Source organism: Streptomyces virginiae, from assembly GCF_040638905.1.
GTDB classification, from domain to species: domain Bacteria; phylum Actinomycetota; class Actinomycetes; order Streptomycetales; family Streptomycetaceae; genus Streptomyces; species Streptomyces virginiae_B.
Map to the genome: position 1 here is coordinate 21,418 of NZ_JBEZYV010000044.1, position 26,966 is coordinate 48,383.

Below are 26,966 nucleotides of genomic sequence, written 5' to 3' on the forward strand. Positions count from 1 at the left end.
GCGCTGGGGTCTACTTCCGCTGGTAGCCGGTGGCGGCCTGCTGGCCGTCGTCGTACTTCTCGTACGCGTCGACGATACGGCCGACCAGCTTGTGCCGGACGACATCCTCGGACGTGAGCCTGGAGAAGTGGATGTCCGGTACCCCGTCGAGGATTTCCTGGACCTGGCGCAGACCGCTCCTGGCCCCGCCGGGAAGGTCGATCTGGGTGATGTCACCGGTGATCACGATCTTCGAGTCGAAGCCGAGCCGGGTCAGGAACATCTTCATCTGCTCGGTGGTCGTGTTCTGGGCCTCGTCGAGGACCACGAACGCGTCGTTGAGGGTGCGTCCGCGCATGTAGGCCAGCGGCGCGACCTCGATCGTGCCCGCCGCCATCAGCCGCGGAATGGAGTCGGGGTCGAGCATGTCGTGCAGCGCGTCGTAGAGCGGGCGCAGGTACGGGTCGATCTTGTCGAAGAGGGTGCCCGGCAGGAAGCCGAGCCGCTCCCCCGCCTCGACGGCGGGCCTGGTCAGGATGATCCGGCTGACCTGCTTGGACTGCAGGGCCTGGACCGCCTTGGCCATGGCGAGGTAGGTCTTTCCGGTACCGGCGGGGCCGATGCCGAAGACGATCGTGTTCTTGTCGATCGCGTCGACGTACCGCTTCTGGTTGAGGGTCTTGGGCCGGATGGTGCGGCCGCGGCTGGAGAGGATGTTCTGGGTGAGTACCTCGGCGGGCGTCTCGGGCCCGTCGCCGTTGCCGTTCGAGCTCGCCCTGAGCATGGCGATCGAGCGTTCCACTGCGTCCTCCGTCATCGGCTGCCCGGTGCGGAGCACCAGCATCATCTCGTCGAACAGTCGCTGGATCAGGGCGACTTCCGCCGCTTCTCCGATCGCGCTGACCTGATTGCCCCGAACATGGATGTCGGCCTTCGGGAAGGCCTTCTCGATCACGCGCAACAGGGCGTCGCCCGAGCCGAGCACCGTCACCATGGGGTGCGTCGCCGGTACGGTGAAGTGCGCTCGCGCCTGCCCCGGCGCGGGGATGTGGGCTGTCGGTGTCTGAGTCATGGGCCGGCACTGTGGCCTGCGCATACCTCCCGCTGAGGGGCCGCGCCGATCGACGACCTCCGGAGTACCAAGCGTACGTCGCCGCCGCTGCTTCCCCGAGAGGTTTTACCCGCCGCCCGCGCCACCGGCCGCGCCGCCGCCCGGCTCCGCGCTCCCCCGGCTACGCGGAGTGCCGGAAGCCGATGGTCGGCACGGCTCTGCGCCGGGCGGCCGGGGTGGCGGCCGACGGGATCAGGTCGTCCAGGAAGCCGTAGCGGCCGCGCAGCGCGTGCGGGGCGGCCCGCCACCAGTGGGCGACCTCCGGCCAGCCGGGGGCCGACAGGGAGCCTCCGAACTCCTGGACCGACAGGGCGGCGGTCAGCCCGGCGAAGGCCAGCCGGTCCGCCAGCGGCCAGCCCGCCAGGGTCCCGGTGACGAAGCCCGCCACGTACACGTCCCCCGCCCCCGTGGGGTCCAGGGCGTCGACGGCGATGCCGGGGACGTGCGCGGTCTCCCCGGTGCGCCCGTCCACCGCGTACGAGCCCTCGGGGCCCATGGTCACCACCGCGATCGGCACCTTCTCGGCCAGTGCGCGGGCCGCCGCCCGGGGGCATTCGGTGCGCGTGTACCGCATCGCCTCGCCGGCGTTCGGCAAGAAGGCCTCGCAGTGCTCCAGGTCTGCCAGGGCCCCCAGGTCCCAACGCCCGCTCTCGTCCCAGCCCACGTCCGCGAAGACCCGCGAGCCGCGCCGGGCTGCCTCGCCGATCCACTCCTCGCCGCGGCCGGGCCCCAGCGAGGCCACGGCGGCGCGGGCCCGCGGCGGGCACTGCGGGACGGGCCCGGGGCCCGCCGGCGGAGGGGCCTCGTGGCCGTGGGAGACCATCGTGCGCTCCCCCTCGTACGCCATCGAGACCGTGACCGGGCTGTGCCAGCCCGGGATGATCCGCGACATGGACAGGTCGATGCCCTCGCCCTGCTCCAGAGCGTCCCAGCAGTACTCGCCGTAGTGGTCGTCCCCGAAGGCCGCGGCGAGCGAGGTGCGCAGGCCGAGCCGGGCCAGGGCGGTGGCCATGTTGGCGACGCCGCCGGGGCTGGAGCCCATGCCGCGCGCCCAGGACTCCGTACCGCGCACGGGCGCCGAGTCGAGGCCGGTGAAGATGATGTCGAGGAAGACCGTTCCGGTCAGGAAGACGTCGCAGCCCGGCTCCTCCGGGTCGCGCAGCGGACCGAGCGGGTCCAGGGCTGCGGTGCGGCTGTCGAGGTCCCCACTGGCCACGGTGGTCTCCCCTGCTGATCTCGAAGGGTCGTTTCTCGGTGAAAGCTGCCAGGTCTTCCCGCCCGGGCGCGATCAAAACCCAGTGTGGCGCAGGTCACCTCGAACATGCCCTCCGAACCGATCATCGACAACCCGCGGGGGCGGCCCGGGGGCGGCGCGCTCCCCCTGGCCGCCCGCGTCAGCCCCGCTTCGGCAGCGGCACCCGCATCAGGTCCGCGGCCACGGTGAGTTCCCCTTCGAAGCCCGCCGCCCGCGCCTGGCGTTCGAACTCGGTCGGATCGGTGTAGCGCTGCGAGAAGTGCGTCAGCACGAGGTGGCGCACCCCCGCGTCCCGCGCCGCCCGCGCCGCCTGGCCGGCGGTGAGGTGCCCGTGGTCGGTGGCCAGCCGTTCGTCCTCGTCGAGGAAGGTCGACTCGATCACCAGCATGTCGCAGCCGTCGGCGAGCTCGTCCACGCCGGGGCAGAGCCGGGTGTCCATGACGAAGGCGAAGCGCTGGCCGGGCCTGGGCTCGCTGACGTCCTCCAGCGTGACCCCCCCGAGCCGCCCCTCCCGCTGGATCCGGCCCACGTCGGGTCCCTTGATCCCGTGCCGGGCGAGCTGTTCGGGCACCATCCGGCGCCCGTCGGGCTCGGTGATCCGGTAGCCGAAGGACTCCACCGGGTGCGAGAGCCGCCGGGTCTCCAGGACGTATGAGGCCCCGCGCGCCACCGGCCCGTCCTCGGACACCGGCTCTTCGAGCAGCGGCACGGTCTCCCGGTAGGCCGTGGCGTACCGCAGCCGGTCGAAGAACTTCTGCCCCGACGCAGGGTAGTGCGCGGCGACGGGGTGCGGGACCTGGTCGAGGTTGATCCGCTGGATCACCCCGGCGAGGCCAAGGCTGTGGTCACCGTGGAAGTGGGTGACGCAGATCCTGTTGATGTCGTGCGCGGCCACCCCGGCACGCAGCATCTGGCGCTGCGTGCCCTCGCCCGGGTCGAAGAGGATGCCCTCGCCGTCCCAGCGCAGCAGGTAGCCGTTGTGGTTGCGGTGGCGGGTGGGCACCTGGCTGGCGGTGCCCAGCACCACGAACTCCCTGACGGACACGTGCTACCCCGGGGGCCACTGGAGGCCGCGGCCGCCCAGAACGTGCGCGTGGGCGTGCCAGACGGTCTGCCCGGCGCCGGAGCCCGTGTTGAAGACGATCCGGTAACCGTGGTCGTCGATCTTCTCGTCGGCGGCGACCCGTGCGGCCTCACGCAGTATGTCGGCGGCGACGCCCGGCTCGGCGGCCGCGAGGGAGGCCGCGTCGGGGTAGTGCACCTTGGGGATGACGAGCACGTGCGTGGGCGCTTGCGGGTTGATGTCCCGGAAGGCGACGGTGGTCTCGGTCTCCCGGACCACCGTCGCCGGGACGGCACCCTCGACGATCTTGCAGAACAGGCAGTCGGCCTGCGGTTCCCCGGCCATTGCTCACCCTCCCGTGATGTTGATCGGTGCGGGCATCGTATCCAGCCGCGCGCCCGCGGCGGGCGTGCATTTCGGCCGGTCAGGCCCAGCGTCCGGTACGGGCCAGCAGGACCGCCGTGGCCGCGGTGCCGGCGGTGGAGGTCCGCAGGACGGAACGGCCCAGACGGTAGGGGTGCGCGCCGGCCGCGGCGAAGACCTCCAGCTCCTCCGGGGAGACCCCGCCTTCCGGGCCGACCACGAGGACGACGGAACCGGAGGCGGGCAGCTCGGCCGTGGCCAGGGCCTGCGACGGGGTGTCGCGGTCCTCGTGCAGGACCATCGCCAGGTCGGCGCCGGCCAGCAGCGCCGCGACCTGCTTGGTGGACATGGCCTCGGCCACCTCCGGGAAGCGGACCCGGCGGGACTGCTTGCCCGCCTCCCGGGCCGTGGCCCGCCACTTGGCGAGGGACTTGGCGCCGCGGTCGCCGCGCCACTGCGTGATGCAGCGCGAGGCCTGCCAGGGCACGATCGCGTCCACGCCGGTCTCGGTCATGGTCTCGACGGCCAGCTCGCCCCGGTCCCCCTTGGGCAGGGCCTGGACCACGGTGATGCGGACCGCGGGCTCCTCCTCCCGCCCGGCCGAGGCGACCGCGACGACGAGCCGGTCCTTGCCCTCGGCCGCCTTGACGACCGCCTCCGCCCAGCCGCCCCGGCCGTCCGTCAGGACGACCCGCTCGCCCGGGTTCAGCCGTTTCACGGACACGGCATGCCGGCCCTCCGGGCCGTCCAGGACGAACTCCGCCCCCGCGGGGACCTCTGCGACCACGAACACCGGGGCCGTCATGACGCACTCCTCATCTGCATGTCCTTCAACGTGCTCTGTGCCTCGGCCAGTTCCGCCGCCAGCACCTCCACCAGCTGCGCCGCCGGCAGCGCCCGTGCGAGCCGGTGCCCCTGGCCCGCCCACAGGGCCATGCCCTGCGGATCGCCGGCCGCGGCGGCCGCCTTGCGCAGCCCCGAGGTCAGGTGGTGGACCTGGGGGTAGGCGGCCGGGGCGTAGGGGCCGTGCTCCCGCACGAAGCGGTTGACCAGCCCCCGCGCCGGCCTCCCGGAGAAGGCCCGGGTCAGCTCCGTCCGCACGAAGAGCGGATCGGTCAGCGCCTTCTTGTGCACGGGGTCCGCACCCGACTCCGGACAGACCAGGAAGGCCGTCCCGAGCTGCGCCGCCGCCGCGCCGGCCGCCAGCAGTGCGGCGATCTGCGCGCCGCGCATGACGCCGCCCGCCGCGATGATCGGCAGGGCCACGGCCTCCCGTACCTGCGCCACCAGCGCGAGCAGTCCCACGGCAGCGGTGCCGTCGATCTGCGGGTCGTCGCGGTGGGTGCCCTGGTGGCCGCCGGCCTCGACGCCCTGGACGCAGACGGCGTCGGCCCCCGCCTGCTGGGCGCTGCGGGCCTCCTCCACGGAGGTCACCGTGACGACGGTGTACGTACCGGCCTTGCGCAGGGCGGCGAGGGCCGCGGAGTCCGGACAGCCGAAGGTGAACGACACGACCGGGACCGGGTCTTCGAGGAGGATGGCGAGCTTGGCGTCGTAGCCGTCGTCGCTGGTGCCGATGATGTCCTCCTCGGTGAGCGAGATCTCGTACCAGCTGGCCTCGCCGGCCAGCTGCCCGCGGTACGCCTCCACCGCGGCCGGGTCGACGTACCCCATCTGCGGCATCAAGAGGTTGACGCCGAAGTGGCGCCGGGTGAGCGCGCGCACCTGCTTGATCTCCTGGTACATCCCGTCCGCGGTCTTGTAGCCCCCGGCCAGGAACCCCAGCCCGCCCGCCTCGCACACGGCGGCGACGAGCGGCGGGCAGGAGGCGCCGCCCGCCATGGGGGCCTGCACGATCGGGTGGGAGGAGAGACCGTTCGCCGCGGTGGACATGGACTGCATCGTGCCACGTCCGGCCCATGGGGCCGAATCACCGCATTCGCCTGGCATAGTCCCCTTCCCGGCGGGCCCGCGGCCGGCTGCGGGGCACGCGAAGAGCCCGGCCGGGGGATCCCCCCTGCCGGGCTCGAAGCGGTGCACGCCCTTCGGTCAGCGACCGTTGAACGCGTCCTTCAGACGGCTGAACAGGCCCTGCTGGCCCGGCGCGAACTGGCCCATGGGCCGCTCCTCGCCGCGCAGCTTCGCCAGCTGGCGCAGCAGCTCCTCCTGCTGGGCGTCCAGCTTGCCCGGGGTGGTGACCTCGACGTGGACGATCAGGTCACCGCGCCCGCCGCCGCGCAGGTGCGTGACGCCGCGCCCGTGCAGCGGGATCGCCTGGCCGGACCCGGTGCCGGGCCGGATGTCGATCTCCTCCAGGCCGTCGAGCGTCTCCAGCGGGCATTTGGTGCCCAGCGCGGCCGCCGTCATGGGGATGGTGACCGTGCAGTGCAGGTCGTCCCCGCGCCGCTGGAAGGTCGGGTGCGCCAGCTCGTGGATCTCCACGTACAGGTCGCCGGCGGGACCGCCGCCGGGGCCGACCTCGCCCTCGCCCGCGAGCTGGATCCGGGTGCCGTTCTCGACACCGGCCGGAATCTTGACCGTGAGGCTGCGGCGGGAGCGGACCCGGCCGTCGCCCGCGCACTCGTGGCACGGGGTCGGGACGACGGTGCCGAAGCCCTGGCACTGCGGGCAGGGCCGCGAGGTCATGACCTGGCCCAGGAAGGACCGGGTGACCTGCGAGACCTCACCGCGGCCGCGGCACATGTCACACGTCTGCGCCGAGGTGCCGGGGGCGGCGCCCTCGCCGGAGCAGGTGGTGCAGACGACGGCCGTGTCGACCTGGATGTCCTTGGTCGTCCCGAAGGCCGCCTCGTCCAGCTCCAGGTCCAGGCGGATCATGGCGTCCTGGCCGCGGCGGGTCCGCGAGCGCGGACCGCGCTGCGAGGCCTGGCCGAAGAAGGCGTCCATGATGTCGGAGAAGTTGCCGAAGCCGCCCGCTCCGAAGCCGCCGGCCCCACCGCCGCCGCCCGAGGAGGACAGCGGGTCGCCCCCGAGGTCGTAGACCTGCTTCTTCTGCGGGTCCGAGAGCACCTCGTAGGCCGCGTTGATCTCCTTGAAGCGCTCCTGCGTCTTCGGGTCCGGATTCACGTCCGGGTGAAGTTCACGCGCGAGGCGCCGGAAGGCCTTCTTGATCTCGTCCTGCGATGCGTCGCGGCGTACGCCGAGAACGGCGTAGTAGTCGGTGGCCACTTACGACTCCGCCAGGATCTGTCCGACGTAACGTGCCACTGCGCGTACCGCTCCCATCGTTCCGGGGTAGTCCATGCGGGTCGGTCCGACCACGCCGAGTTTGGCGACCGTTTCGCCGCCCGAACCGTAACCGACCGAGACGACCGACGTGGAGTTGAGCCCCTCGTAGGCGTTCTCGTGCCCGATCCTTACGGCCATTCCCGACTCATTGGCCTCGCCGAGCAGCTTGAGGAGCACGACCTGCTCCTCCAGCGCCTCCAGCACCGGCCTGATCGTCAGGGGGAAATCGTGTCCGAAGCGGGTGAGATTGGCGGTACCGCCGATCATCAGCCGCTCCTCCGCCTCCTCGACCAGGGTTTCGAGGAGGGTCGACAGCACGGTGGAGACCGTGCCGCGGTCGTCGGCCTCGAAGGATTCCGGGAGGTCCTGGACGAGCGGGGGGACGTCGGTGAAGCGCCGGCCGACGACCCTGCTGTTGAGCCGGGCCCGCAGGTCGGCGAGCGAGGCCTCGCTGAAGGGGCTCGGGCAGTCGACGAGCCGCTGCTCGACGCGTCCGGTGTCCGTGATCAGTACGAGCATCAGACGCGCGGGGGCGAGCGAGAGCAGCTCCACGTGCCGGACGGTCGACCGGGTCAGGCTCGGGTACTGGACGACCGCGACCTGCCGGGTGAGCTGCGCGAGCAGCCGCACCGTACGGCCCACGACGTCGTCGAGGTCGACGGCTCCGTCGAGGAAGTTCTGGATGGCCCGGCGCTCGGGCGTCGACAACGGCTTGACCCCCGCCAGCTTGTCGACGAAGAGGCGGTAGCCCTTGTCGGTGGGGATCCGGCCGGCGCTGGTGTGGGGCTGGGCGATGTAGCCCTCTTCCTCCAGCACCGCCATGTCGTTGCGCACGGTGGCGGGCGAGACGCCGAGCCGGTGCCGCTCGGTGAGCGCCTTGGAGCCGACCGGCTCCTCCGTCCCGACGTAGTCCTGGACGATGGCGCGCAGCACTTCGAGTCTGCGTTCGCTGAGCATGCGCACACCTCCAGCGTGATCCGTTGCCGTGTTCTGCCGAGTTCTGGCGTTCGTTGGCACTCTGTCCGTTCGAGTGCCAAGAATCCCCCGCTCAGTGTACGGCCGGGTACGGAGACCCTGGCAAGGGAGGCCCGCCAGGGTAGCGTCGCGGCATGGACGTGCGATGGGAAGAGGCGGGCTGGGAACGGCTCACCGGACGGGCCGGCCGCCGGCGTCTGCCGGTGTGGGACTGCACGGTGGGACTGGTGGTGGGGGACGAGTCCGTCCTCCTGATCGACCCCGGTTCGAGCGTGCGCGAGGGCGCGCGGGTGCGGGCGGAGGCCGAGCGGCTGACGGGCCGGAGCGTGACCCATATCGCATTCACGCACGGTCATTTCGACCACGTGCTGGGAGCGTCCGCCTTCGCGGGGGTCGAGGTCTTCGGGGCGGTCGGACTGGACGCGCTGCTCGCGTCGGGCCGCGAGGAGCTGCGCGGGGACGCGGTGCGGCACGGGCTCGCGGAGGAGGAGGCTGCCGAGGCGGTGGACCAGCTGGTGCTGCCCGCCCATCCGGTCTCGGGCGAGTGGACGCTGGAGCTGGGCGGGGTGCAGGTGCTGCTGGCCAACGTGGGGCCCGGGCACACCGGGCACGACCTGGCCGTCTTCGTCCCGGGCGAGCGCGAGACGGTGTTCTGCGGGGACCTGGTGGAGGAGTCGGGCGAGCCGTCGGCCGGCCCGGACGCGGTGCCGCGGCAGTGGCCCGCCGCCCTGGACCGGCTGCTGTCGCTGGGCGGTGAGGACGCGCTGTACGTGCCGGGTCACGGAGCGGTGGTCACCGCTGGGTTCGTGCGTGCGCAACGCGCCACACTGGCGGCCCGTTCGGGCGTGTCGTTGCCGGGAGGCGCGCGGCTCTCCTAGTGTCGGCCGGATGCGCGAGTACTCCCCCGACCTGACCCCGCAGTGGAAGCGACCCAGGGCCGTGCCGGAGGTCGCCGCGGAACCGGACCTGGTGGTCGAGGTGGCGGGTACGGACTTCTGCGGCGCGGTGGTGGCCTGCGAGGCGGGCACGGTGACCCTGGAGGACCGCTTCGGCAAGCGCCGGGTGTTCCCGATGGAGCCGCGGGGCTTCCTGCTGGACGGCGCGGTGGTCACCCTGGTCCGCCCGCCCCGGGGCGCGTCGGCTCCGGCCCGTACGGCGTCGGGGTCGATCGCCGTCCCCGGCGCCCGGGCACGGGTGGCCCGTGCGGGCCGGATCTACGTCGAGGGCCGGCACGACGCCGAGCTGGTGGAGCGGGTCTGGGGCGACGACCTGCGCATCGAGGGCGTGGTGGTCGAGTACCTGGAGGGCGTCGACGACCTCCCGGCGGTGGTGGCGCAGTTCGGTCCGGCGCCCGACGCCCGGCTGGGGGTGCTGGTGGACCACCTGGTGCCGGGCTCGAAGGAGTCCCGTATCGCCGCCTCGGTGACCTCGCCGGACGTCCTGGTGGTGGGCCACCCCTACGTGGACGTCTGGCAGGCGGTGAAGCCGTCCGCGCTGGGCATCCCGGCGTGGCCGGTGGTCCCGCGCGGCCAGGACTGGAAGACGGGCGTCTGCAGGGCACTGGGCTGGCCGGAGAACACCGGGGCCGCCTGGCAGCACATCCTGTCCCGGGTGGGCTCCTACAAGGACCTGGAGCCGACCCTGCTGGGCCGCGTGGAAGAACTGATCGACTTCGTCACGGCCGGCGGCGACGCCTGACGGCGGCGCCTGGTCAGTCGACCAGGTCCCGGACCACGGCGTCGGCCAGCAGCCGCCCGCGCAGGGTCAGGACGGCCCGCCCCGCCTCGTACGGTCCGGACTCCAGGAGACCGTCCGCGAGGGCCCTGCGGGAGGACGCGAGGCCGGCCGGGGCGAGCAGGGACAGCGGGACGCCGTCCACGAGGCGCAGCTCCAGCAGGATCCGCTCCACGCGGCGGTCCTCCTCCGACAGCAGCTCGCGCCCCGCTCCCGGGGAGCGGCCCTCCGCGAGGGCGGCGGCGTAGGCACCGGGGTGCTTGACGTTCCACCAGCGCACGCCGCCCACGTGCGAGTGCGCGCCCGGCCCGGCGCCCCACCAGTCGGCGCCGCGCCAGTACAGCTCGTTGTGCAGGCAGCGGCCGGCCTCCGAGGTGGCCCAGTTCGACACCTCGTACCAGGAGTAGCCGGCCTCGGCCATGACCTCGTCGGCGATCAGGTAGCGGTCGGCGTGGACGTCGTCGTCGGTCATGGGGACCTCGCCGCGGCGGATCCGGCGGGCCAGCTGCGTGCCCTCCTCGACGATCAGCGCGTAGGCGCTGACGTGGTCCGGGCCGGCCCCGAGGGCGGCGGAGAGGGAGTCCCGCCAGTCCTGGTCGCTCTCGCCGGGCGTGCCGTAGATCAGGTCGAGGTTGACGTGCTCGAAGCCCGCCGCGCGCGCCTCGGCGACGCACGCCTCGGGGCGCCCGGGCGTGTGGGTGCGGTCCAGGACCTTCAGGACGTGCTGCTTGGCGCTCTGCATGCCGAAGGAGATCCGGTTGAAGCCCCCGGCGCGCAGCTCGGCCAGGTACGCCGGGTCGACGGACTCCGGATTGGCCTCCGTGGTGATCTCGGCGCCGTCGGCCAGGCCGAACTCGTCCCGGATCGCCGCGAGCATCCGCACGAGGTCGGCGGCGGGCAGCAGCGTCGGCGTGCCGCCGCCGACGAAGACCGTGCGGACGGGCCGCGGGTCGCCGCCGAGGACCTTCCGTGCGAGGCGGACCTCGTCGATCAGGGTGTCGGCGTAGTTCTCGCGGGAGGCGAGGACGCCTCCGGTGCCCCGCAGCTCGGTGGCCGTGTAGGTGTTGAAGTCGCAGTACCCGCAGCGCGTGGCGCAGTACGGGACGTGCAGGTAGAACCCGAGCGGCCGCTCCCCCGCGCCCGCGAGGGCATGCGACGGCAGTGAGCCGTCTTCGGGCATGGGTTCACCGTCGGGGAGTGCGGAAGGCATGCCCCCATCATCCCGCACCCGGCACGTGGTCGGCCCCGCCGGGCACCACTGCGGCCCCGCCGGCGTTCCGGGCGCGGGGTCCGGGGCGGAGCCCCGGGGAGCGGACCCGCAGGGGAAGCACGGACCCGCAGCCCCGGCCCCATCCCCGGGCCCGCCGGGGAGCAGCGGGGCCGCGGGGCGGGCCACCGCCCGGCCCCGCCGGGCCCGCGGCAGGCGCTACGCCTCGCGCGACCCCTCGTACATCTCCTCGATCAGGTGCTTGAACTCACGCTCGACCACCGGCCGCTTCAGCTTCAGGCTGGGCGTGAGGTCGCCGTGCTCGACGTCCAGGTCGCGCGGCAGGATCCGGAACTTCTTGACCGTCTGCCACCGCTGGAGGCCCTCGTTCAGGGTCTGGACGTAGGTCTCGATCAGCCGGTTGGTCTCGGGCGCCGCCAGGACCTCCTTGTACGTCCGGCCCTCCAGCCCGTTCTCGGCCGCCCAGACCAGGATCGACGGCTCGTCGAGCGCGATCAGGGCGGTGCAGAAGTTCCGGTCGGCGCCGTGCACGACGATGGTCGACACGTACGGGCAGATCGCCTTGAACTGGCCCTCGATCTCGGCCGGGGCGACGTACTTGCCGCCCGAGGTCTTGATCAGGTCCTTCTTGCGGTCGGTGATGCGCAGGTAGCCGTCGGCCGACAGCTCTCCGATGTCGCCCGTGTGCAGCCAGCCGTCCGACTCCAGGACCTCGGCGGTCTTGTCCGGCTGCCTGTGGTAGCCCTGCATGATGCCGGGGCCGCGCAGCAGGACCTCGCCGTCGTCGGCGATGCGGACCTCGGTGCCGGGGAGCGGCTTGCCGACCGTGCCGGTGCGGTAGGCCTCGCCCGGGTTGACGAAGGAGGCCGCGCTGGACTCGGTCAGGCCGTAGCCCTCCAGGATGTGGACGCCCGCACCGGAGAAGAAGAAGCCGATCTCGGGGGCAAGGGCGGAGGCACCGGAGACCGCGGCGCGCAGCTTGCCGCCGAAGGCGTCGCGGAGCTTGGAGTAGACGAGCGCGTCGGCGACCTTGTGCTTGGTGGTGAGTGCGAAGGGGGCGGTCGCGCGCCCGGTGCGGCGGAAGTTGTCCTGCGTGACCTTGGCGTACTCGCGGGCGACGCCGACCGACCACTGGAAGATCTTGTACTTGGCGCCGCCGCCGGCCCGGGCCTTGGCGGCCACGCCGTTGTAGACCTTCTCGAAGATGCGCGGAACGGCTGCCATGTAGGTCGGCTGGACCACCGGCAGATTCTCGATGATCTTGTCGATGCGGCCGTCGACCGCGGTGACGTGCCCGGCCTCGATCTGCCCGGAGGTCAGCACCTTGCCGAAGACGTGGGCCAGCGGCAGCCACAGGTACTGGACGTCGTCCTTGCCGATCAGCCCGGTGGCGACCATGGCCTTGGCCATGTACGACCAGTTGTCGTGCGGCAGCCGGACGCCCTTGGGCCGGCCGGTGGTGCCGGAGGTGTAGATGAGGGTGGCGAGCTGCTCGGGGGTGATGGACGCGATGCGCTCCTCGACGGCCCCGGGGTGCTTGGCGAGGTACTCGCCGCCCTTGGCCTCCAGGTCGGCCAGCGAGAGCACCCAGCCCTCCGGGTCGCCCTCGGCGGCGACCGCGTCGGCGGCCTCCAGCACCACGACGTGGCGCAGCCCCGGCAGGTCGGCGCGGCGCTCGCGCGCCTTCGCCAGCTGCGCGGCGTCCTCGGCGATGAGGACCCGGCTCTCGGAGTCCGCGAGGATGAACGCCGACTCGTCCGCGTTGGTGCTGGGATAGATCGTGGTGACCGCGCCGCCGGCGCACATCACGCCGAGGTCGGAGAGGATCCACTCGACGCGGGTGTTGGAGGCGAGCGCGACGCGTTCCTCCGTTTCGAGGCCGAGGGAGATCAGGCCGGCCGCGATGGCGAAGACCCGCTCGGCCGCCTGGCTCCAGCTCAGCGACTTCCAGTCGTCTGTGGCGCCCTTGCCGCCGGCCGCGGGCACCGGGTACCGGTAGGCCTCCGCGTTCGGCGTCGCTGCGACGCGCTCAAGGAAGAGCACCGCCACGGTGGGCGGGCGGTTCTCGAGATAGGTCTGTGTGTCGCTCACGACATCCTCCGGACCGAACCACGCGGGCAGTGCGTGGGCGTGGGGCGCTGGGGGCGCTTGGGACTGGCGGGTTTGCAGCCGTTGACTTTTTAAACTGGCGAGTAACCATCGAGCAGTGATCAGACTAGAGCGCGTCCGGCGTGCGCGTAAGAGTTGGCGAGCGGCCGCTTCATAACGAAACGGGCCCCCGCGCGCTGCGCGGGGGCCCGTGTACGCCGGGTGACGGAGAGGTGGCTACTTCTTCTTGGCGCCGGACTCGTCACTGGAGAGGACGGCGATGAAGGCCTCCTGCGGGACCTCCACGGAGCCGACCATCTTCATCCGCTTCTTGCCTTCCTTCTGCTTCTCCAGCAGCTTCCGCTTACGGGAGATGTCACCGCCGTAGCACTTGGCGAGGACGTCCTTGCGGATGGCGCGGATGGTCTCGCGGGCGATGACGCGGGAGCCGATGGCGGCCTGGACCGGCACCTCGAAGGCCTGCCGCGGGATGAGCTCGCGCAGCTTGGCGACGAGGCGCACACCGTAGGCGTAGGCGGCGTCCTTGTGGCAGACGGCGGAGAAGGCGTCGACCTTGTCGCCGTGCAGCAGGATGTCCACCTTGACCAGGCTGGAGGCCTGCTCGCCGGTGGGCTCGTAGTCGAGGGAGGCGTAGCCGCGCGTCTTGGACTTCAGCTGGTCGAAGAAGTCGAAGACGATCTCGGCGAGCGGGAGGGTGTAGCGGATCTCGACGCGGTCCTCGGAGAGGTAGTCCATGCCCAGGAGGGTGCCGCGGCGCTGCTGGCACAGCTCCATGATCGCGCCGATGAACTCGGTCGGGGCGAGCACGGTGGCCCGGACGACCGGCTCGAAGACGTCATTGATCTTGCCTTCGGGGAACTCGCTCGGGTTGGTGACGGTGACTTCCTTGCCGTCCTCCAGGACCACCCGGTAGACCACGTTGGGCGCGGTCGCGATCAGGTCGAGGCCGAACTCGCGCTCCAGGCGCTCGCGGACCACATCCAGGTGGAGCAGGCCGAGGAAGCCGACGCGGAAGCCGAAGCCGAGCGCCGCGGAGGTCTCGGGCTCGTAGACCAGCGCGGCGTCGTTGAGCTGGAGCTTGTCCAGGGCCTCGCGCAGGTCCGGGTAGTCGGAGCCGTCGAGCGGGTAGAGGCCCGAGAAGACCATCGGCTTCGGGTCCTTGTAGCCGCCGAGGGCCTCGGTCGCGCCGTTGTGCAGGCTGGTGATGGTGTCACCGACCTTGGACTGACGGACGTCCTTCACGCCGGTGATGATGTAGCCCACCTCGCCGACGCCGATGCCGTCGGCCGGGGTCATCTCCGGGGAGGAGACGCCGATCTCCAGCAGCTCGTGGGTGGCGCCGGTGGACATCATCTTGATGCGCTCGCGCTTGTTGAGCTGGCCGTCGACCACACGGACGTACGTGACCACGCCGCGGTACGAGTCGTAGACCGAGTCGAAGATCATCGCGCGGGCGGGGGCGTCCTTGACGCCGACCGGGGCCGGGACGGTGGCGACGACCTTGTCCAGCAGCGCTTCCACGCCCATACCGGTCTTGGCCGAGACGCGCAGCACGTCGTCGGGGTCGCAGCCCACCAGGTTCGCGAGCTCCTCGGCGAACTTCTCCGGCTGGGCGGCCGGCAGGTCGATCTTGTTGAGGACGGGGACGATCGCGAGGTCGTTCTCCATCGCCAGGTACAGGTTGGCGAGGGTCTGCGCCTCGATTCCCTGGGCGGCGTCCACCAGCAGGACCGTGCCCTCGCACGCGGCGAGCGAGCGCGAGACCTCGTAGGTGAAGTCGACGTGCCCGGGGGTGTCGATCATGTTGAGGATGTGGGTGCTGCCCTGGCCCTCGCCCGTGGTGGGCGCCCAGGGCAGCCGCACCGCCTGGGACTTGATCGTGATGCCGCGCTCACGCTCGATGTCCATGCGGTCGAGGTACTGGGCGCGCATCTGCCGCTGGTCGACGACACCGGTGAGCTGGAGCATCCGGTCGGCAAGGGTCGACTTGCCGTGGTCGATGTGCGCGATGATGCAGAAATTGCGGATCAGCGCCGGGTCGGTACGGCTCGGCTCGGGCACGTGGCTGGGGATCGCGGGCACGCAGTGTCCTGATTCTCGGGTCGCAGTCGGAAGCGTTTTCGGAGCGTCGGTCGGAGCGGACAGTCCGGCTCCGGTCGCTCTCGGCGGCGCGATGTCGGTCCATACGCAGGCTCCCATGGTCCCATGGACGGGGCAGTGCGCTCGGTTTGGGCCGCCCTGAGCGCGCCTGGTAGCCTGGGCAGCTGTGTCTCGTATGCCCTCTCAGCTGTCGGGACACAATCCGAAGATCAAACTCTGAACCTGAAAAGGCTCTTTCGTGGCGAACATCAAGTCCCAGATCAAGCGGAACAAGACCAACGAGAAGGCCCGCCTTCGCAACAAGTCGGTCAAGTCCGAGCTGCGCACCTTCATCCGCAAGGCCAACGAGGCCATCCTCGCCGGCGACGCGGAGAAGGCCACCGCTGCGGCCCGCCTGGCTTCCAAGAAGCTGGACAAGGCCGTCTCGAAGGGCGTCATCCACAAGAACGCCGCCGCCAACAAGAAGTCGGCGCTGGCCTCCAAGGTTGCCGCCATCTGAGTTCCGCACTCGATGTGATCGCCGGAAGGGACCCAGTGGGCCCTCTCTCCCGCTCCTGACCGGCACCCCGCTCCGCACACGAAGCGTTCGCCACGCGGGTGCGGAGCAACACCAGCAGTGACCGAAGGCTCCGGCCGTCCCCCTTCCCCAGGGTGACGACCGGGGCCTTCGCGCTGCTCCGGGGGCGGGCGGCCGCGGACGGCTCCGTTCCGTCAGCGGCGCTGGGGGCGGGCCGCGCGGGCCACCGCGACGACGGCCTTCTCCAGGGCGTACTCGGGGTCGTCGCCCCCGCCCTTGACTCCCGCGTCGGCGGCGGCGACGGCGCGCAGCGCGTCCGCGACGCCGTCCGCCGACCAGCCCCGCATCTGCTGGCGGACCCGGTCGATCTTCCACGGCGGCATGCCGAGGTCACGGGCGAGGTCCCCGGGCCGGGCCCCGCGCGGGGCGGAGGCGAGCTTGCCGATCGCGCGGACCGCCTGCGCCAGCGCGCTGGTGATCAGGACCGGGGCCACGCCCGTCGCCAGGGACCAGCGCAGGGCTTCCAGGGCCTCGGCCGCACGCCCCTCGACCGCCCGGTCGGCGACGGTGAAGCTGGAGGCCTCGGCCCGGCCGGTGTAGTAGCGGCCGACGACGGCCTCGTCGATGGTCCCCTCGACGTCCGCGCACAGCTGCGCCGCGGCGCTCGCCAGCTCCCGCAGGTCGCTGCCGATCGCGTCGACCAGGGTCTGGCACGCCTCCGGGGTCGCCGAACGTCCCAGCGTGCGGAACTCTCCCCGGACGAAGGCGAGCCGGTCCGCCGCCTTCGTCATCTTCGGGCAGGCGATCTCCCGGGCGCCCGCCTTGCGCGCCGCGTCCAGCAGGCCCTTGCCCTTGACCCCGCCCGCGTGGAGGAGGACCAGCGCGATCTCCTCGTAGGGCCCGGCGAGGTAGGCCTTGACCTCCTTCACCGTGTCGGCGGACAGGTCCTGCGCGTTGCGCACGACCAGCACCTTGCGCTCGGAGAAGAGCGAGGGGCTCACCAGCTCGGCCAGCGTGCCCGGCTGGAGCTGGTCGGAGGTGAGGTCGCGGACGTCGGTGTCGGTGTCGGCGGCACGGGCGGCCGACACCACCTCCCGCACGACGCGGTCGAGCAGCAGCTCCTCCTGCCCCACCGCGAGGGTGATCGGGGCAAGCGGATCGTCGGTGGAGTTCTTCCTGGTGGCCATCGCCTCCAGCATCCCATGCCGCAGTGACAGCCCCCCGCGCCCCGACCCCCTCCACCGCGTATTCCACAATGGCCCGGTGAACGTGCGACATGTACTCGTCCTGCCCGACCGCGACGCCGCCGAGGAGGTGGCCCAGGAGGCCGTCGACCGCTTCGGCCTCCCGGAGGAACCGCAGTTGGTCCGCGACGCGCTGGCCGGCGAGGACGACGCCGAGGACGCCCAGTGGCTGGTGGTCGTCGAGGACCCGCGCGAACGGCTCGACGCCACCGCCCTGGACGGCCTCGCCGCCGAGTACGAAGGCTGGCTGGAGGCTCCCTGAGCCCCGCCGGGGTCAGGCCTTGTGCACGATCTGGACGTCCAGTGTCACGTCCACGCTCGAACCGATCGCCGCGATCCCGTGCGCCAGCATCGACTGCCAGTTGAGGGTGAAGTCCTCGCGGTGCAGTTCGGCGGTGGCCCGGCAGGCCGCCCGCACCTCGCCCTCCATGCCCGTACCGAGACCCAGGTACTGGGTGTCCAGGGTCACGGACCGGCTCACCCCGTGGAGGGTCAGGGCACCCGCCACGGCCCAGCGGCTGCCGGTGCGGTGGATGAACCGTTCGCTGTAGAACTCCACCGTGGGGTGGCGGACCGCGTCCAGGAAGTCCCCCGACCGCAGGTGGTCGTCGCGCCGCCGGGCCCCGGTGTCGATGCTCGCCGCGTCGATGATCACGTGCATGGAGGAGTCCTCCATGCGCTCGGCTATCCGCACCGCCCCGGCGAACGTGTTGAACCGTCCGTTGATCCGGGCGAGGCCGATGTGCCGGGCCGTGAAGCCGATGGACGAGTGCGACGGGTCGAGCTCCCAGTGGCCCGGCTGCGGCAGGATCGGCGGCTCCACCGCGTCGAGGATTATCTCCCCCGTACCTGGCTGGGCCGGGTCTCCCACGAGCGTGACGCCGTGGAACGGCGTGTACCCCTCGGCGGTGACGGAGAGCCGGTACTCCCCCTCCGGCACGGCGGCCGTGAAGCCGCCGAACGGGTCGGTCTCGCCGCTGACGATCCGGCGGCCGATCGGATCCGTCACCTCGAACGCGGCCTGCCGGATGGGCCGGTGGACCGTGTCGAGGACCCGGCAGCTGAGCAGACGAGCCGTCGGCGGCAGCGTCAGTGTCGCGGATGTGTGCGGGCTGGAACTTCCGGCCGACTCCATCCCCCGTCGGCGACCGAACATGACGTGTGCACCCCCGTGCTGTGTGGACTTGGACCGTTCTGGCGAAGACGCATTCGATCATGCTGTCGGGTTGTGGGCAAACAGAGCGGTCACGTCCGGTATGCCCGCGTCGCATACGCCGCCTCCTGGCTGGAAACGCACGCAGCCGAACGCCGGTTCCACCGACGGCGACCGAACCGTCGGTGTCGGTGCGCAGCACCGTCGCCCCCACGGCCCGCAGGCGGGCGAGCGTGCCCGGCGCGGGGTGCCCGTAACGGTTGCCGGCCCCGACCGGCACGATCGCGAGCCGGGGCCGGATCCGCTCGTGCAGCCCGGGATCCTGGTGGGCGGAGCCGTGGTGGGCGACCTTGAGGACGTCCACCGGGCCCAGCTGCGGATGCTCCCTCAGGAGGGCCTGCTGCGCCTCCGGTTCGAGGTCGCCGAGCAGCAGCAGGGTGAGCCCCGCGCCGCGCACCAGCAGGACGACGCTCGCGTCGTTGGGCCCTTCGAAGGGGGACCCGGTCGGCGGCGGCCACAGCACCTGCCATTCGAACGGGCCGGCCCGGCGCCGCTCCCCCTGCACCGCCGGCACGACCGGCACCCCGGCGGCCGCTGCCGTCCGGCGGACGAACTGGGCCTGCCCGGGCGGCTCTTCCAGCGCGGTGGCCTGGATCACCCCCACGGACCGGCCCCGCAGAACGCCTGCCAGGCCTCCCACGTGGTCTGCGTGAAAGTGCGTCAGCAGGAGCATCGGCACCCGGCGCACCCCCAGCTCGCGCAGGCACGCGTCCACCGGCCCGGGGTCCGCGCCGGCGTCCACCACTACCGCCTCCCCCGGGCCGACGGCGAGAACCGCCGCGTCCCCCTGCCCCACGGCGCACTGGACGTAACTCCAGTCGGGCGGAGGCCAGCCGGTGAGCGTACGGGTGAGCTGCGGCGGCCGCAGTACCGCGAGGAGCAGCAGCACCGCCAGCGCGGAGCACAGCAACCGCCGCCGCCCCCAGCGGGCGCCCACCACGACGGCCGCCAGGGTAGCGGCGGCCAGCAGGAGGCCGCCGGTCAGCCCGCCCGGCCAGGGCAGCTCCGCACCCGGGAACCTCGCCCCGGCCCGCGCCACGGCGGCGATCCACCCCGCGGGCACCCCGGCGCACCGGGCGAGCACCTCGGCGGCGGGCATCCACAGCGGGGCCGCCGCCAGCGCGGCGAAACCGAGCACGGTCGCCGGACCGGCCGCCAGCTCGGCCAGCAGATTGCACGGCACCGCCACCAGGCTGACCCGGGCCGCGAGCACCGCGACCACGGGCGCGCACACCGCCTGGGCGGCAGCGGCTGCGCCCACCGCCTCGGCGAGCCGGGGCCCCATCCCGCGCCGTTGCAGGGCCCCGCTCCACCGGGGAGCGAGGGTCAGCAGCGCCCCCGTGGCCAGGACCGAGAGCAGGAAGCCGTAACTGCGGGCCAGCCACGGGTCGTAGAGCACCAGCAGCAGCACCGCGGACCCCAGGGCGGGGATCAGGGACCTGCGCCGGCCGGTGGCGATGGCCAGCAGGGTGACCGCCCCGCAGGCCGCGGCCCGCAACACGCTCGGCTCCGGCCGGCACACCACCACGAACGCCAGTGTCAGGGCCGTCCCGCACAGGGCCGTCGTCCGCAGGGAGAGCCCGAGGCGGGGTGCCAGCCCACGCCGCTCGGCCTGCTGCGCGCGGCCCGGGGGGCCGATCAGCAGGAACAGCACCACGGTCAGGTTCGACCCGGAGACGGCCAGCAGATGGAGCAGATCAGTGGCCCGGAAGGCCTCGTGCAGGTCGGGCGGAACCCTGGAGGTGTCCCCGACGACCAGTCCCGGCAGCAGGGCCCGCGCATCCGGTGCGAGCCCGTCGGTGGCCTCGCGCAGTCCGGACCGCAGCCGTCCCGCGAGCCGCTGGGCGGTGTCCGGGCCGCCGGTCACCTCCGGCGGTGTGTCACCGGCCGGGCGGAGCAGTGCCACGGCCCGCTCCCCGCCCTGCGCGGGGGCCAGCCGGGCGACCACCGCCACCCGCGTGGAGGGCAGGAGCCGGGCCCATCCCGCGTGCCCGGCCAGCACCCGCACCGGGGTCTCGACCCGGGTGCTCGCCCCGTCGGGCCCGGTCACCCGGGTCACCATCGCGTCCAGCACCACCACCGGCGGGCCGCTCCCGCTCCGCGCGGTCCTGGGATCGGAGCCGACGGTCAGCTCGGCGTGTACCCGGGCGTGCCGGCTCGCCAGCCCGGCGACCGGCCCGGCCCGCGCCTCGGCCAGCTGGAGCCCCGCGACGCCCGCTCCGGCGGCTGCGGACAGCAGGGCCGTCGCCACGGCCGGGGCGACCCTCCACAGCGCCCCTGGGCGCCTTGCCTGCAGCAGCATCAGCAGACCCGCGGCGGCCACGGCCAGACCCACGCCGAGGGCGGTCCGCCCGACGGGTGCGCCGAGTGCGAGGGCGGCCGCCGCCCAGGCGGCCACGGCGGGCACCGCGAGACGCAGATCCGTCGGGCCCGCCCCCTCCGGGCGGTTCACGGCCGCACCAGCGTGCGCAGGTCGGCGAAGCGCCGCTCGCCGATGCCGTTGACCTGGCGGAGCTCCTCCACGGAACGGAAGCCGCCGCGGGCGGTGCGGAAGTCGACGATGTGCTGAGCGAGGACCGGCCCCACCCCCGGCAGACCGTCCAGCTGCTCGACGGTGGCCGAACCCAGGCTGAGCGGCCCGGCGGGCGGCCCGCCCGCGGCGCCTCCGGGCGGCGGCTGGGCCGTCGCGTTCACGCCCACCAGCACCTGTTCGCCGTCCACCAGCACTCGGGCCCGGTTCAGTCCGGTGGTGTCCGTGCCCGGCCGCACTCCCCCGGCGGCGGCCAGCGCGTCCTCGACCCGGGAACCGGCGGGCAGCCGCCGGACCCCCGGATCCCGGACCTTGCCGCCGACGTCGACGACGATCCGCGCGGGCCCCGCGCCGCCGCCTGCGGAGGCCGGTGCCCCTGCGGACGCGGTGGCCCCCGCCGGCACCACCGCGGGGGCGGCCAGTGCGGGGGCGGTCACCTCCCGCGGCCGGGCCGACCAGTACTGCTGCCCGGCGAAGCCGACGGCGGCGACCAGCACCACCCCTACCGCGGCCACCGTGCGCGGCTCCACCGCGCACCGGGCCTGCAGCCACACCGGCAGCCGCTCCCGCACCGCCAGCCTCCGCGCGGTACCGGTGGGCAGGGCGTCCGCCTCCCCGGGCGGTGCCGCAGGCTCGTCCGCGGCCTGCGGCGGCGCCTGCGGCGGGCCGGCGCCGCCGAACAGGGCCTCGGCCCTCCGCCGGACCGCGTCCGTGCCCCGATCCCGATCCCGATCCTGTCCCGGGCCGGGGCCGGGGCCGGGACCGGGGTCGGGACCGGGGTCGGGGCCGGGGTCGGCATACGGATCGGGATCGGTGTGGGGATCGGGATGCGGAAGATGTGCGGGAGCGGCACGGAGGCCGTGTCGGCGCCTGTCGCGGCGGCCACGGCCGTGCCGGAGGCGGCCGTCGGAAAGACGGGAACGGCCCGGGCCGCTGGTGGCGCCCGACGGATACGGAGTACGCGTTCGAAGAGTCATGTCACGACCGTAGGGGCAGATCCCGACAGCCGTTCTGAGGCTTCAATTCCGGTGGACGGCAGCCCCGTTGTGGATAACCGCGCCACTCGTTCCGGTGATCAGCGGGGCGAGACCACCGCCGCCAGCAGCCCCGGCCCGGTGTGCGCCCCGATCACCGCTCCGACCTCGCTGACGTGCAGCTCGACCAGGCCGGGAATCCGCTCGCGGAGCCGCTGGGCGAGCTTCTCGGCCCGCTCCGGCGCCGCCAGGTGATGCACCGCCACGTCCACGTCGGCGGAGCCGGCGCGCTCGACGGCCAGCTCCTCCAGGCGGGCGATGGCCTTGGAGGCCGTACGCACCTTCTCCAGCATCTCGATCCGCCCGCCGTCCAGGGTCAGCAGCGGCTTCACCGCCAGGGCCGAGCCGAGCAGTGCCTGCGCGGCCCCGATCCGGCCGCCGCGGCGCAGGTAGTCCAGGGTGTCGACGTAGAAGTACGCGGCCATGTCCGCCGCTCGCTTCTCGGCGGCCGCCACGGCCTCGTCCACGGAGCCGCCCGCTTCGGCGACCTCGGCCGCGGCGAGCGCGCAGAACCCGAGGGCCATGGCGACCATGCCGGTGTCCACGACGCGCACGGGCACGGGGGCGGTCCTGGCGGCCACCACGGCGGCGTCGTAGGTCCCGGAGAACTCGGCGGACAGGTGCAGGCTGACGACGCCGCTCGCCCCGGCGTCGGCGGCCGCCTGGTAGGCCCGCACGAACTCCTCCGGGCTGGGGCGGGAGGTGGTGACCGAGCGGCGCTTCTGCAGGGCCAGGGCCAGGCTGCGCGCCGAGATCTCGGTGCCCTCCTCCAGCGCCTCTCCGCCGAGCACCACGGTAAGGGGGACGGCGGTGATTCCGTGCCGCGCCATGGCCGGTCGGGGCAGGTAGGCCGTGGAATCGGTGACGATGGCGACATGGCGGGACATGAGGCGGAGGTTACCGCTCGTAGGGGCGGTACGGCAGCCGGGGCCCCGGACGGGTCGGGGGCGGGGTTGCGTCGGCTTCCGCCGGGGGTGGGTCGGGCCGAGCCTACGGGTCGTGCGGCGGGGGTGGCGTCGGGGGCCCTGCGGAGCTGCCCACCCCGCCCCTTCTCGAAACTCGTGCGGCTCCGCCCCGAGACCCCGCTGCCGGGGCCCTGCCCCGGACACCCCGCCGGACACCCTAGGGGTTGGGCCCCTCGGACCCCGGAGCACCAGCCCCCGGACAGCCGCCGCCCGGGCTCGCCCCGGCGCCCCGTCGGCCGAGGCCCGGTCGCAGGCCTCGCTCAGCCGGCGCTCTCCGGGCGGGGGGTCTTCTGCCACGGGTACTGCATCGTCGGCGTGGGCGGGTTCAATGCCGCCGGCGGAGGTGTGGTTGCCGGCCTCGGGGCCTGGGTGGACCGGGTGGTCTGAGTGGCCTGGGCGGACTGGGCGGCGTCCCATTCGGCGGCTGCCGCCGCCAGGTCGTCCACCGGTTCGCGGGACCAGTCGCGCAGCGCGCCCGATTCCATCTCGATCTGGTCCGACAGCAGGGACAGGTCGTCCTCCGCGAAGCGCCGGGCCCGGTCGCGGGCGGCCCACCGCAGCGAGTCCGCCGCCTGGATGATCTTGGCCGCGCGCTCCCGCAGATCCGGCAGGAGCTCGGCGGTGCGCCGCCGGTCGGGCTCCTGCTCCAAGCGCTTCAGTTCCCCGTCGAGCTCGTGCCCGTGCGCACTCAGCCGCTCGAACAGCCCGAGGGACTCGCGCAGCGAGGCGTCCGCCTGGACCCCCTCGGCCAGTGCCTGCTGGGTGGCGCGCATCGACGTCCGCAGGTCCAGCCGCACCTGCGCGAGCGCTCCCACCACTCCGACCTGGCCGAAACTCTTGGCCCGCAGGGTGGTGTCCTCCACCGTGCGCCGGGCCTGCACGACGGTGCGCTCCACACCCCGCTTGGCCGCGCCCACCGCCTTGACCGTGAGATACGCGCCGAGGCCGACGACGGCCAGCAACATCAACGCGAAGATGATCAACGCGGCCTCCATGACGGCCCCTTTCCCCAGGCGTCGGCTATCCCCTCCACCGTAAACGCCACGGGCAGGCCAGGGGTTCCCATCGAACCCCCAACCTGCCCGTACGGGATCCCCCCTATGCGGGGGTGCGCCCTCAGATGACGATGTTCACCAGCTTCGGCGCGCGCACGATCACCTTGCGGATCTCCGCGCCGCCCAGCGCCGCCACGACACCGGCGTCGTTCACGGCCAGCTGCTCCAGCTCGGCGTCCGTGATCGACGGCGACACCTCCAGCCGCGCCTTGACCTTGCCCTTGACCTGCACCACGCAGGTGACGCTCTCGTCCACGACGTACGCCGGGTCCGCGACCGGGAAGTCCTGGTGGACCACGGACTCGCTGTGGCCCAGACGGTGCCACAGCTCCTCCGCGATGTGCGGGGCCAGCGGGGCGACCAGCAGGACCAGCCGCTCGGCGACCGAGCGCTCCAGCGGGCGGCCCGCCTTCGTCAGGGCGTTGTTCAGCTCGGTGATCTTGGCGATGGCGGTGTTGAACCGCAGCCCCGCCATGTCCGCGCCGGCCCCGTCGATCGCCTTGTGCAGGGCGCGCAGCGTGTCCTCGCCGGGCTCGGCGTCGACGACCGTCACCGCGCCGGTCTCCTCGTCCACGATGTTGCGCCACAGGCGCTGCAGCAGGCGGTACTGGCCGACCACGGCTCGCGTGTCCCACGGACGCGAGACGTCCAGCGGGCCCATCGCCATCTCGTACAGGCGCAGCGTGTCGGCGCCGTACTCCTCGCAGATCTCGTCCGGCGTGACGGCGTTCTTCAGGGACTTGCCCATCTTGCCGTGCTCGCGCTTGACCTGCTTGCCCTCGTAGAAGTACGCGCCGTCGCGCTCCTCGACCTCGGCCGCCGGGACGTACACACCGCGCTCGTCGGTGTAGGCGTACGCCTGGATCATGCCCTGGTTGAAGAGCTTGTGGAACGGCTCCGCCGACGACACGTGGCCCAGGTCGAACAGCACCTTCGACCAGAAGCGGGCGTACAGCAGGTGCAGCACCGCGTGCTCGGCGCCGCCCACGTACAGGTCGACACCGCCGTGCGGGGCGCCCTCGCGCGGACCCATCCAGTACTGCTCGATCTCCGGGTCGACCAGCGCGGAGGCGTTGTTCGGGTCCAGGTAGCGCAGCTCGTACCAGCAGGAACCGGCCCAGTTGGGCATGGTGTTGGTCTCGCGCCGGTAGGACTTCACGCCGTCGCCCAGGTCCAGCTCGACGTTGACCCAGTCGGCCTTGCGCGACAGCGGGGTCTCCGGCTGGGAGTCCGCGTCGTCCGGCTCGAAGGTGCGCGGCGAGTAGTCCTCGACCTCCGGCAGCTCCAGCGGCAGCATCGACTCGGGCAGGGAGTGCGCGACGCCGTCCTCGTCGTAGACGATCGGGAAGGGCTCGCCCCAGTACCGCTGGCGGCTGAACAGCCAGTCGCGCAGGCGGAAGTTGACCGTGCCCTCGCCGATGCCGCGCTCGGCCAGCCATTCGGTGATCGCGGCCTTCGCCTCGACGACGCCCAAGCCGTCCAGCGAGATGCCCTCGCCGGTGGAGTTGACCAGCTTCGCGTCGTACGAGGCGAAGGCGTCGTCCCACTCGGCCGGGTCGGTGCCGCGGCCGTCGGAGGGCTGCACGACGCAGCGCATCGGCAGCTCGAAGGCGCGCGCGAACTCGAAGTCCCGGCTGTCGTGCGCCGGAACGGCCATGATCGCGCCGGTGCCGTAGCCCATCAGGACGTAGTCGGCGATGAAGACCGGGACCTTGTCACCGCTCACCGGGTTGATCGCGTACTCACCGGTGAAGACACCGGTCTTGTCCTTGGCCTCGGCCTGGCGCTCGACGTCCGACTTCGAGGCGGCCTGCTTGCGGTAGGCGGTGACGGCCTCGGCCGGGGTGGCGTGCCCGCCCGTCCACACGTCGTGGGTGCCCTCGGGCCAGGCGGCCGGGATGAACTTCTCCACCAGCGGGTGCTCGGGCGCCAGCACAATGTAAGTGGCGCCGAACAGCGTGTCCGGGCGGGTGGTGAAGACGGTGATGGCCTCGTCGCCCAGGGCGAAGTCGACGCGCGCGCCCTCGCTGCGGCCGATCCAGTTGCGCTGCTGCAGCTTGATCGCCTCGGGCCAGTCCAGCGCGTCCAGGTCGTCCAGCAGCCGGTCGGCGTACGCGGTGATCCGCATGTTCCACTGGCTCAGCTTGGACTTGAAGACCGGGAAGTTGCCGCGCTCGGAGCGACCGTCGGCGGTGACCTCCTCGTTGGCCAGTACGGTGCCCAGCCCGGGGCACCAGTTGACGGGCGCGTCCGAGGAGTACGCCAGCCGGTGGCCGTTCAGTACGTCGGCCCGCTCCCCGGCGGTCAGCGCGGCCCAGGGGCGGCCGCCCGGGACCTCGCGGGAGCCGTCCTCGAAGGCGGCGACCAGCTCGGCGATCGGCCGGGCCTTCTTCGCGTCCGCGTCGTACCAGGAGTTGTAGATCTGCAGGAAGATCCACTGGGTCCACTTGTAGTAGTCCGGGTCGATGGTGGCGAACGACCGGCGCTTGTCGTGGCCCAGGCCCAGCCGGCGCAGCTGGAGCTTCATGTTCTCGATGTTCGCCTCGGTCGACACGCGCGGGTGCGTGCCGGTCTGCACGGCGTACTGCTCGGCCGGCAGGCCGAAGGCGTCGAATCCCAGGGTGTGCAGGACGTTGTGGCCGGTCATCCGCTGGTGGCGGGCGTAGACGTCGGTGGCGATGTACCCGAGCGGGTGACCGACGTGCAGGCCCGCACCGGACGGGTACGGGAACATGTCCATGATGAACTTCTTGGGCCGCGCGACGACCGCGGGGTCCCCGGCCAGGTCACCGGTCGGGTTCGGGGCCTCGTACGTGCCCTGCGCGTCCCATACGTCCTGCCAGCGTGCCTCGATGTCGGCGGCCATGGCAGCCGTGTAGCGGTGCGCCTCGGCCGCCTCGGGGGCCGGGGTGTTCGTCTCGCTCATGATTTCTGAAGCTCCATCGATCGTCTCTGCCGTCTCTGCCTGCCCAAACGAAAAAACCCCTCGCACAGGAGGGGACGCCGCGCCGATGCCGACCACCGTTTCGAAGGTGTCGGTACTGATCAGCGCGGCTCGGTAAGCAGGAGGCGTACGGCACGCATGGCGTCAGGGTACCGCAGCGGCCCCCGCCGACGCTCGGCCGTTCCACCCGGTGACACAACGAGAAGCGGGCCACCCGATCCGGGTGGCCCGCTTCTTCACTGTGGAGCTAAGGAGAATTGAACTCCTGACCTCCTGCATGCCATGCAGGCGCTCTACC

The 26,966-nt window shown here is 72.7% G+C and carries 21 protein-coding genes and 1 pseudogene; 4 read left to right on the forward strand and 18 right to left on the reverse strand.

All coding sequences use genetic code 11. From position 1 onward, the window contains the following. Positions 1–10: 10 nt before the first annotated feature. From AB0F82_RS34455 to hrcA, 8 genes are all read right to left on the reverse strand, one after another. Entirely contained in the window at positions 11–1,051 is a 1,041-nt protein-coding gene (locus AB0F82_RS34455) for a PhoH family protein (RefSeq protein ID WP_356813311.1), read from the reverse strand. Positions 1,052–1,211: 160 nt separating this feature from the next. After that, positions 1,212–2,306, reverse strand: a complete 1,095-nt coding sequence (locus AB0F82_RS34460) for a carbohydrate kinase family protein (protein ID WP_356813310.1) — start codon at positions 2,304–2,306, stop codon at positions 1,212–1,214. Positions 2,307–2,484: 178 nt separating this feature from the next. Further along, the gene (locus AB0F82_RS34465; RefSeq protein WP_362634806.1) at positions 2,485–3,390 is read right to left on the reverse strand and encodes a ribonuclease Z; all 906 of its coding nucleotides are present in this window, start codon (positions 3,388–3,390) and stop codon (positions 2,485–2,487) included. 3 nt (positions 3,391–3,393) lie between these two features. Then, positions 3,394–3,753 carry a histidine triad nucleotide-binding protein gene (locus tag AB0F82_RS34470; protein WP_362634808.1) on the reverse strand — a complete coding sequence of 120 codons (360 nt, stop codon included), beginning with the start codon at positions 3,751–3,753 and terminating at the stop codon, positions 3,394–3,396. A 79-nt stretch (positions 3,754–3,832) separates the two neighbouring features. Then, complete coding sequence (locus AB0F82_RS34475; RefSeq protein WP_362634811.1) at positions 3,833–4,576, reverse strand: 16S rRNA (uracil(1498)-N(3))-methyltransferase; 744 nt, start codon at positions 4,574–4,576, stop codon at positions 3,833–3,835. Beyond that, positions 4,573–5,664: a nitronate monooxygenase gene (locus AB0F82_RS34480; protein WP_362634813.1), complete on the reverse strand. Its 1,092-nt coding sequence runs from the start codon at positions 5,662–5,664 to the stop codon at positions 4,573–4,575. Before AB0F82_RS34480 ends, AB0F82_RS34475 begins: the two co-directional genes overlap by 4 nt. Positions 5,665–5,820: 156 nt before the next feature. Next, positions 5,821–6,960, reverse strand: coding sequence for a molecular chaperone DnaJ (dnaJ, locus tag AB0F82_RS34485; protein WP_030649843.1), 1,140 nt, complete (start codon positions 6,958–6,960; stop codon positions 5,821–5,823). Further along, positions 6,961–7,977, reverse strand: a complete 1,017-nt coding sequence (gene hrcA / locus AB0F82_RS34490) for a heat-inducible transcriptional repressor HrcA (RefSeq protein WP_030649845.1) — start codon at positions 7,975–7,977, stop codon at positions 6,961–6,963. Positions 7,978–8,129: 152 nt separating this feature from the next. On the opposite strand from hrcA, the gene AB0F82_RS34495 reads away from it, so the two are divergent. Next, on the forward strand, positions 8,130–8,873 hold the full coding sequence (locus AB0F82_RS34495; RefSeq protein WP_356813306.1) for an MBL fold metallo-hydrolase: 744 nt from the start codon (positions 8,130–8,132) through the stop codon (positions 8,871–8,873). A gap of 10 nt (positions 8,874–8,883) precedes the next feature. Further along, complete coding sequence (locus AB0F82_RS34500) at positions 8,884–9,693, forward strand: DUF3097 domain-containing protein (protein ID WP_362634818.1); 810 nt, start codon at positions 8,884–8,886, stop codon at positions 9,691–9,693. Between the two features lie 13 nt (positions 9,694–9,706). Here the strand turns inward: AB0F82_RS34500 and hemW are convergent, their stop codons facing one another. The 3 genes from hemW to lepA form a co-directional block, all read right to left on the reverse strand. Further along, positions 9,707–10,939, reverse strand: coding sequence for a radical SAM family heme chaperone HemW (gene hemW / locus AB0F82_RS34505; RefSeq protein ID WP_362634821.1), 1,233 nt, complete (start codon positions 10,937–10,939; stop codon positions 9,707–9,709). Positions 10,940–11,155: 216 nt separating this feature from the next. After that, positions 11,156–13,048, reverse strand: a complete 1,893-nt coding sequence (locus tag AB0F82_RS34510) for an AMP-dependent synthetase/ligase (protein WP_356813303.1) — start codon at positions 13,046–13,048, stop codon at positions 11,156–11,158. Between the two features lie 234 nt (positions 13,049–13,282). Further along, positions 13,283–15,148: a translation elongation factor 4 gene (gene lepA / locus AB0F82_RS34515; protein ID WP_356813302.1), complete on the reverse strand. Its 1,866-nt coding sequence runs from the start codon at positions 15,146–15,148 to the stop codon at positions 13,283–13,285. A 256-nt stretch (positions 15,149–15,404) separates the two neighbouring features. Between lepA and rpsT the strand changes: the two genes are divergently transcribed. Further along, positions 15,405–15,665, forward strand: a complete 261-nt coding sequence (gene rpsT / locus AB0F82_RS34520; protein ID WP_030030523.1) for a 30S ribosomal protein S20 — start codon at positions 15,405–15,407, stop codon at positions 15,663–15,665. 212 nt (positions 15,666–15,877) lie between these two features. On the opposite strand, the gene holA is transcribed toward rpsT, so the two are convergent. Beyond that, entirely contained in the window at positions 15,878–16,870 is a 993-nt protein-coding gene (gene holA / locus AB0F82_RS34525; protein ID WP_362634825.1) for a DNA polymerase III subunit delta, read from the reverse strand. A gap of 76 nt (positions 16,871–16,946) precedes the next feature. Between holA and AB0F82_RS34530 the strand changes: the two genes are divergently transcribed. Next, positions 16,947–17,189: a hypothetical protein gene (locus tag AB0F82_RS34530; protein ID WP_037924385.1), complete on the forward strand. Its 243-nt coding sequence runs from the start codon at positions 16,947–16,949 to the stop codon at positions 17,187–17,189. Positions 17,190–17,201: 12 nt separating this feature from the next. Here the strand turns inward: AB0F82_RS34530 and AB0F82_RS34535 are convergent, their stop codons facing one another. The 6 genes and pseudogenes from AB0F82_RS34535 to leuS form a co-directional block, all read right to left on the reverse strand. Beyond that, positions 17,202–18,083, reverse strand: a complete 882-nt coding sequence (locus AB0F82_RS34535) for a YceI family protein (RefSeq protein WP_436842241.1) — start codon at positions 18,081–18,083, stop codon at positions 17,202–17,204. Between the two features lie 136 nt (positions 18,084–18,219). Further along, positions 18,220–20,592: pseudogene (locus AB0F82_RS34540) on the reverse strand (ComEC/Rec2 family competence protein); the annotation flags it as partial. Next, positions 20,589–21,242 carry a helix-hairpin-helix domain-containing protein gene (locus tag AB0F82_RS38835; protein ID WP_390076886.1) on the reverse strand — a complete coding sequence of 218 codons (654 nt, stop codon included), beginning with the start codon at positions 21,240–21,242 and terminating at the stop codon, positions 20,589–20,591. The gene AB0F82_RS38835 and the pseudogene AB0F82_RS34540, both read right to left, overlap by 4 nt. A 503-nt stretch (positions 21,243–21,745) precedes the next feature. Then, entirely contained in the window at positions 21,746–22,591 is an 846-nt protein-coding gene (locus AB0F82_RS34550) for a DegV family protein (RefSeq protein WP_356813299.1), read from the reverse strand. A gap of 338 nt (positions 22,592–22,929) precedes the next feature. After that, a complete protein-coding gene (locus AB0F82_RS34555; protein WP_362634832.1) occupies positions 22,930–23,664 on the reverse strand; it encodes a hypothetical protein in 735 nt (244 codons plus the stop codon). Positions 23,665–23,785: 121 nt separating this feature from the next. Continuing rightward, on the reverse strand, positions 23,786–26,650 hold the full coding sequence (gene leuS / locus AB0F82_RS34560; protein ID WP_362634835.1) for a leucine--tRNA ligase: 2,865 nt from the start codon (positions 26,648–26,650) through the stop codon (positions 23,786–23,788). Between the last annotated feature and the right edge of the window lie 316 nt (positions 26,651–26,966).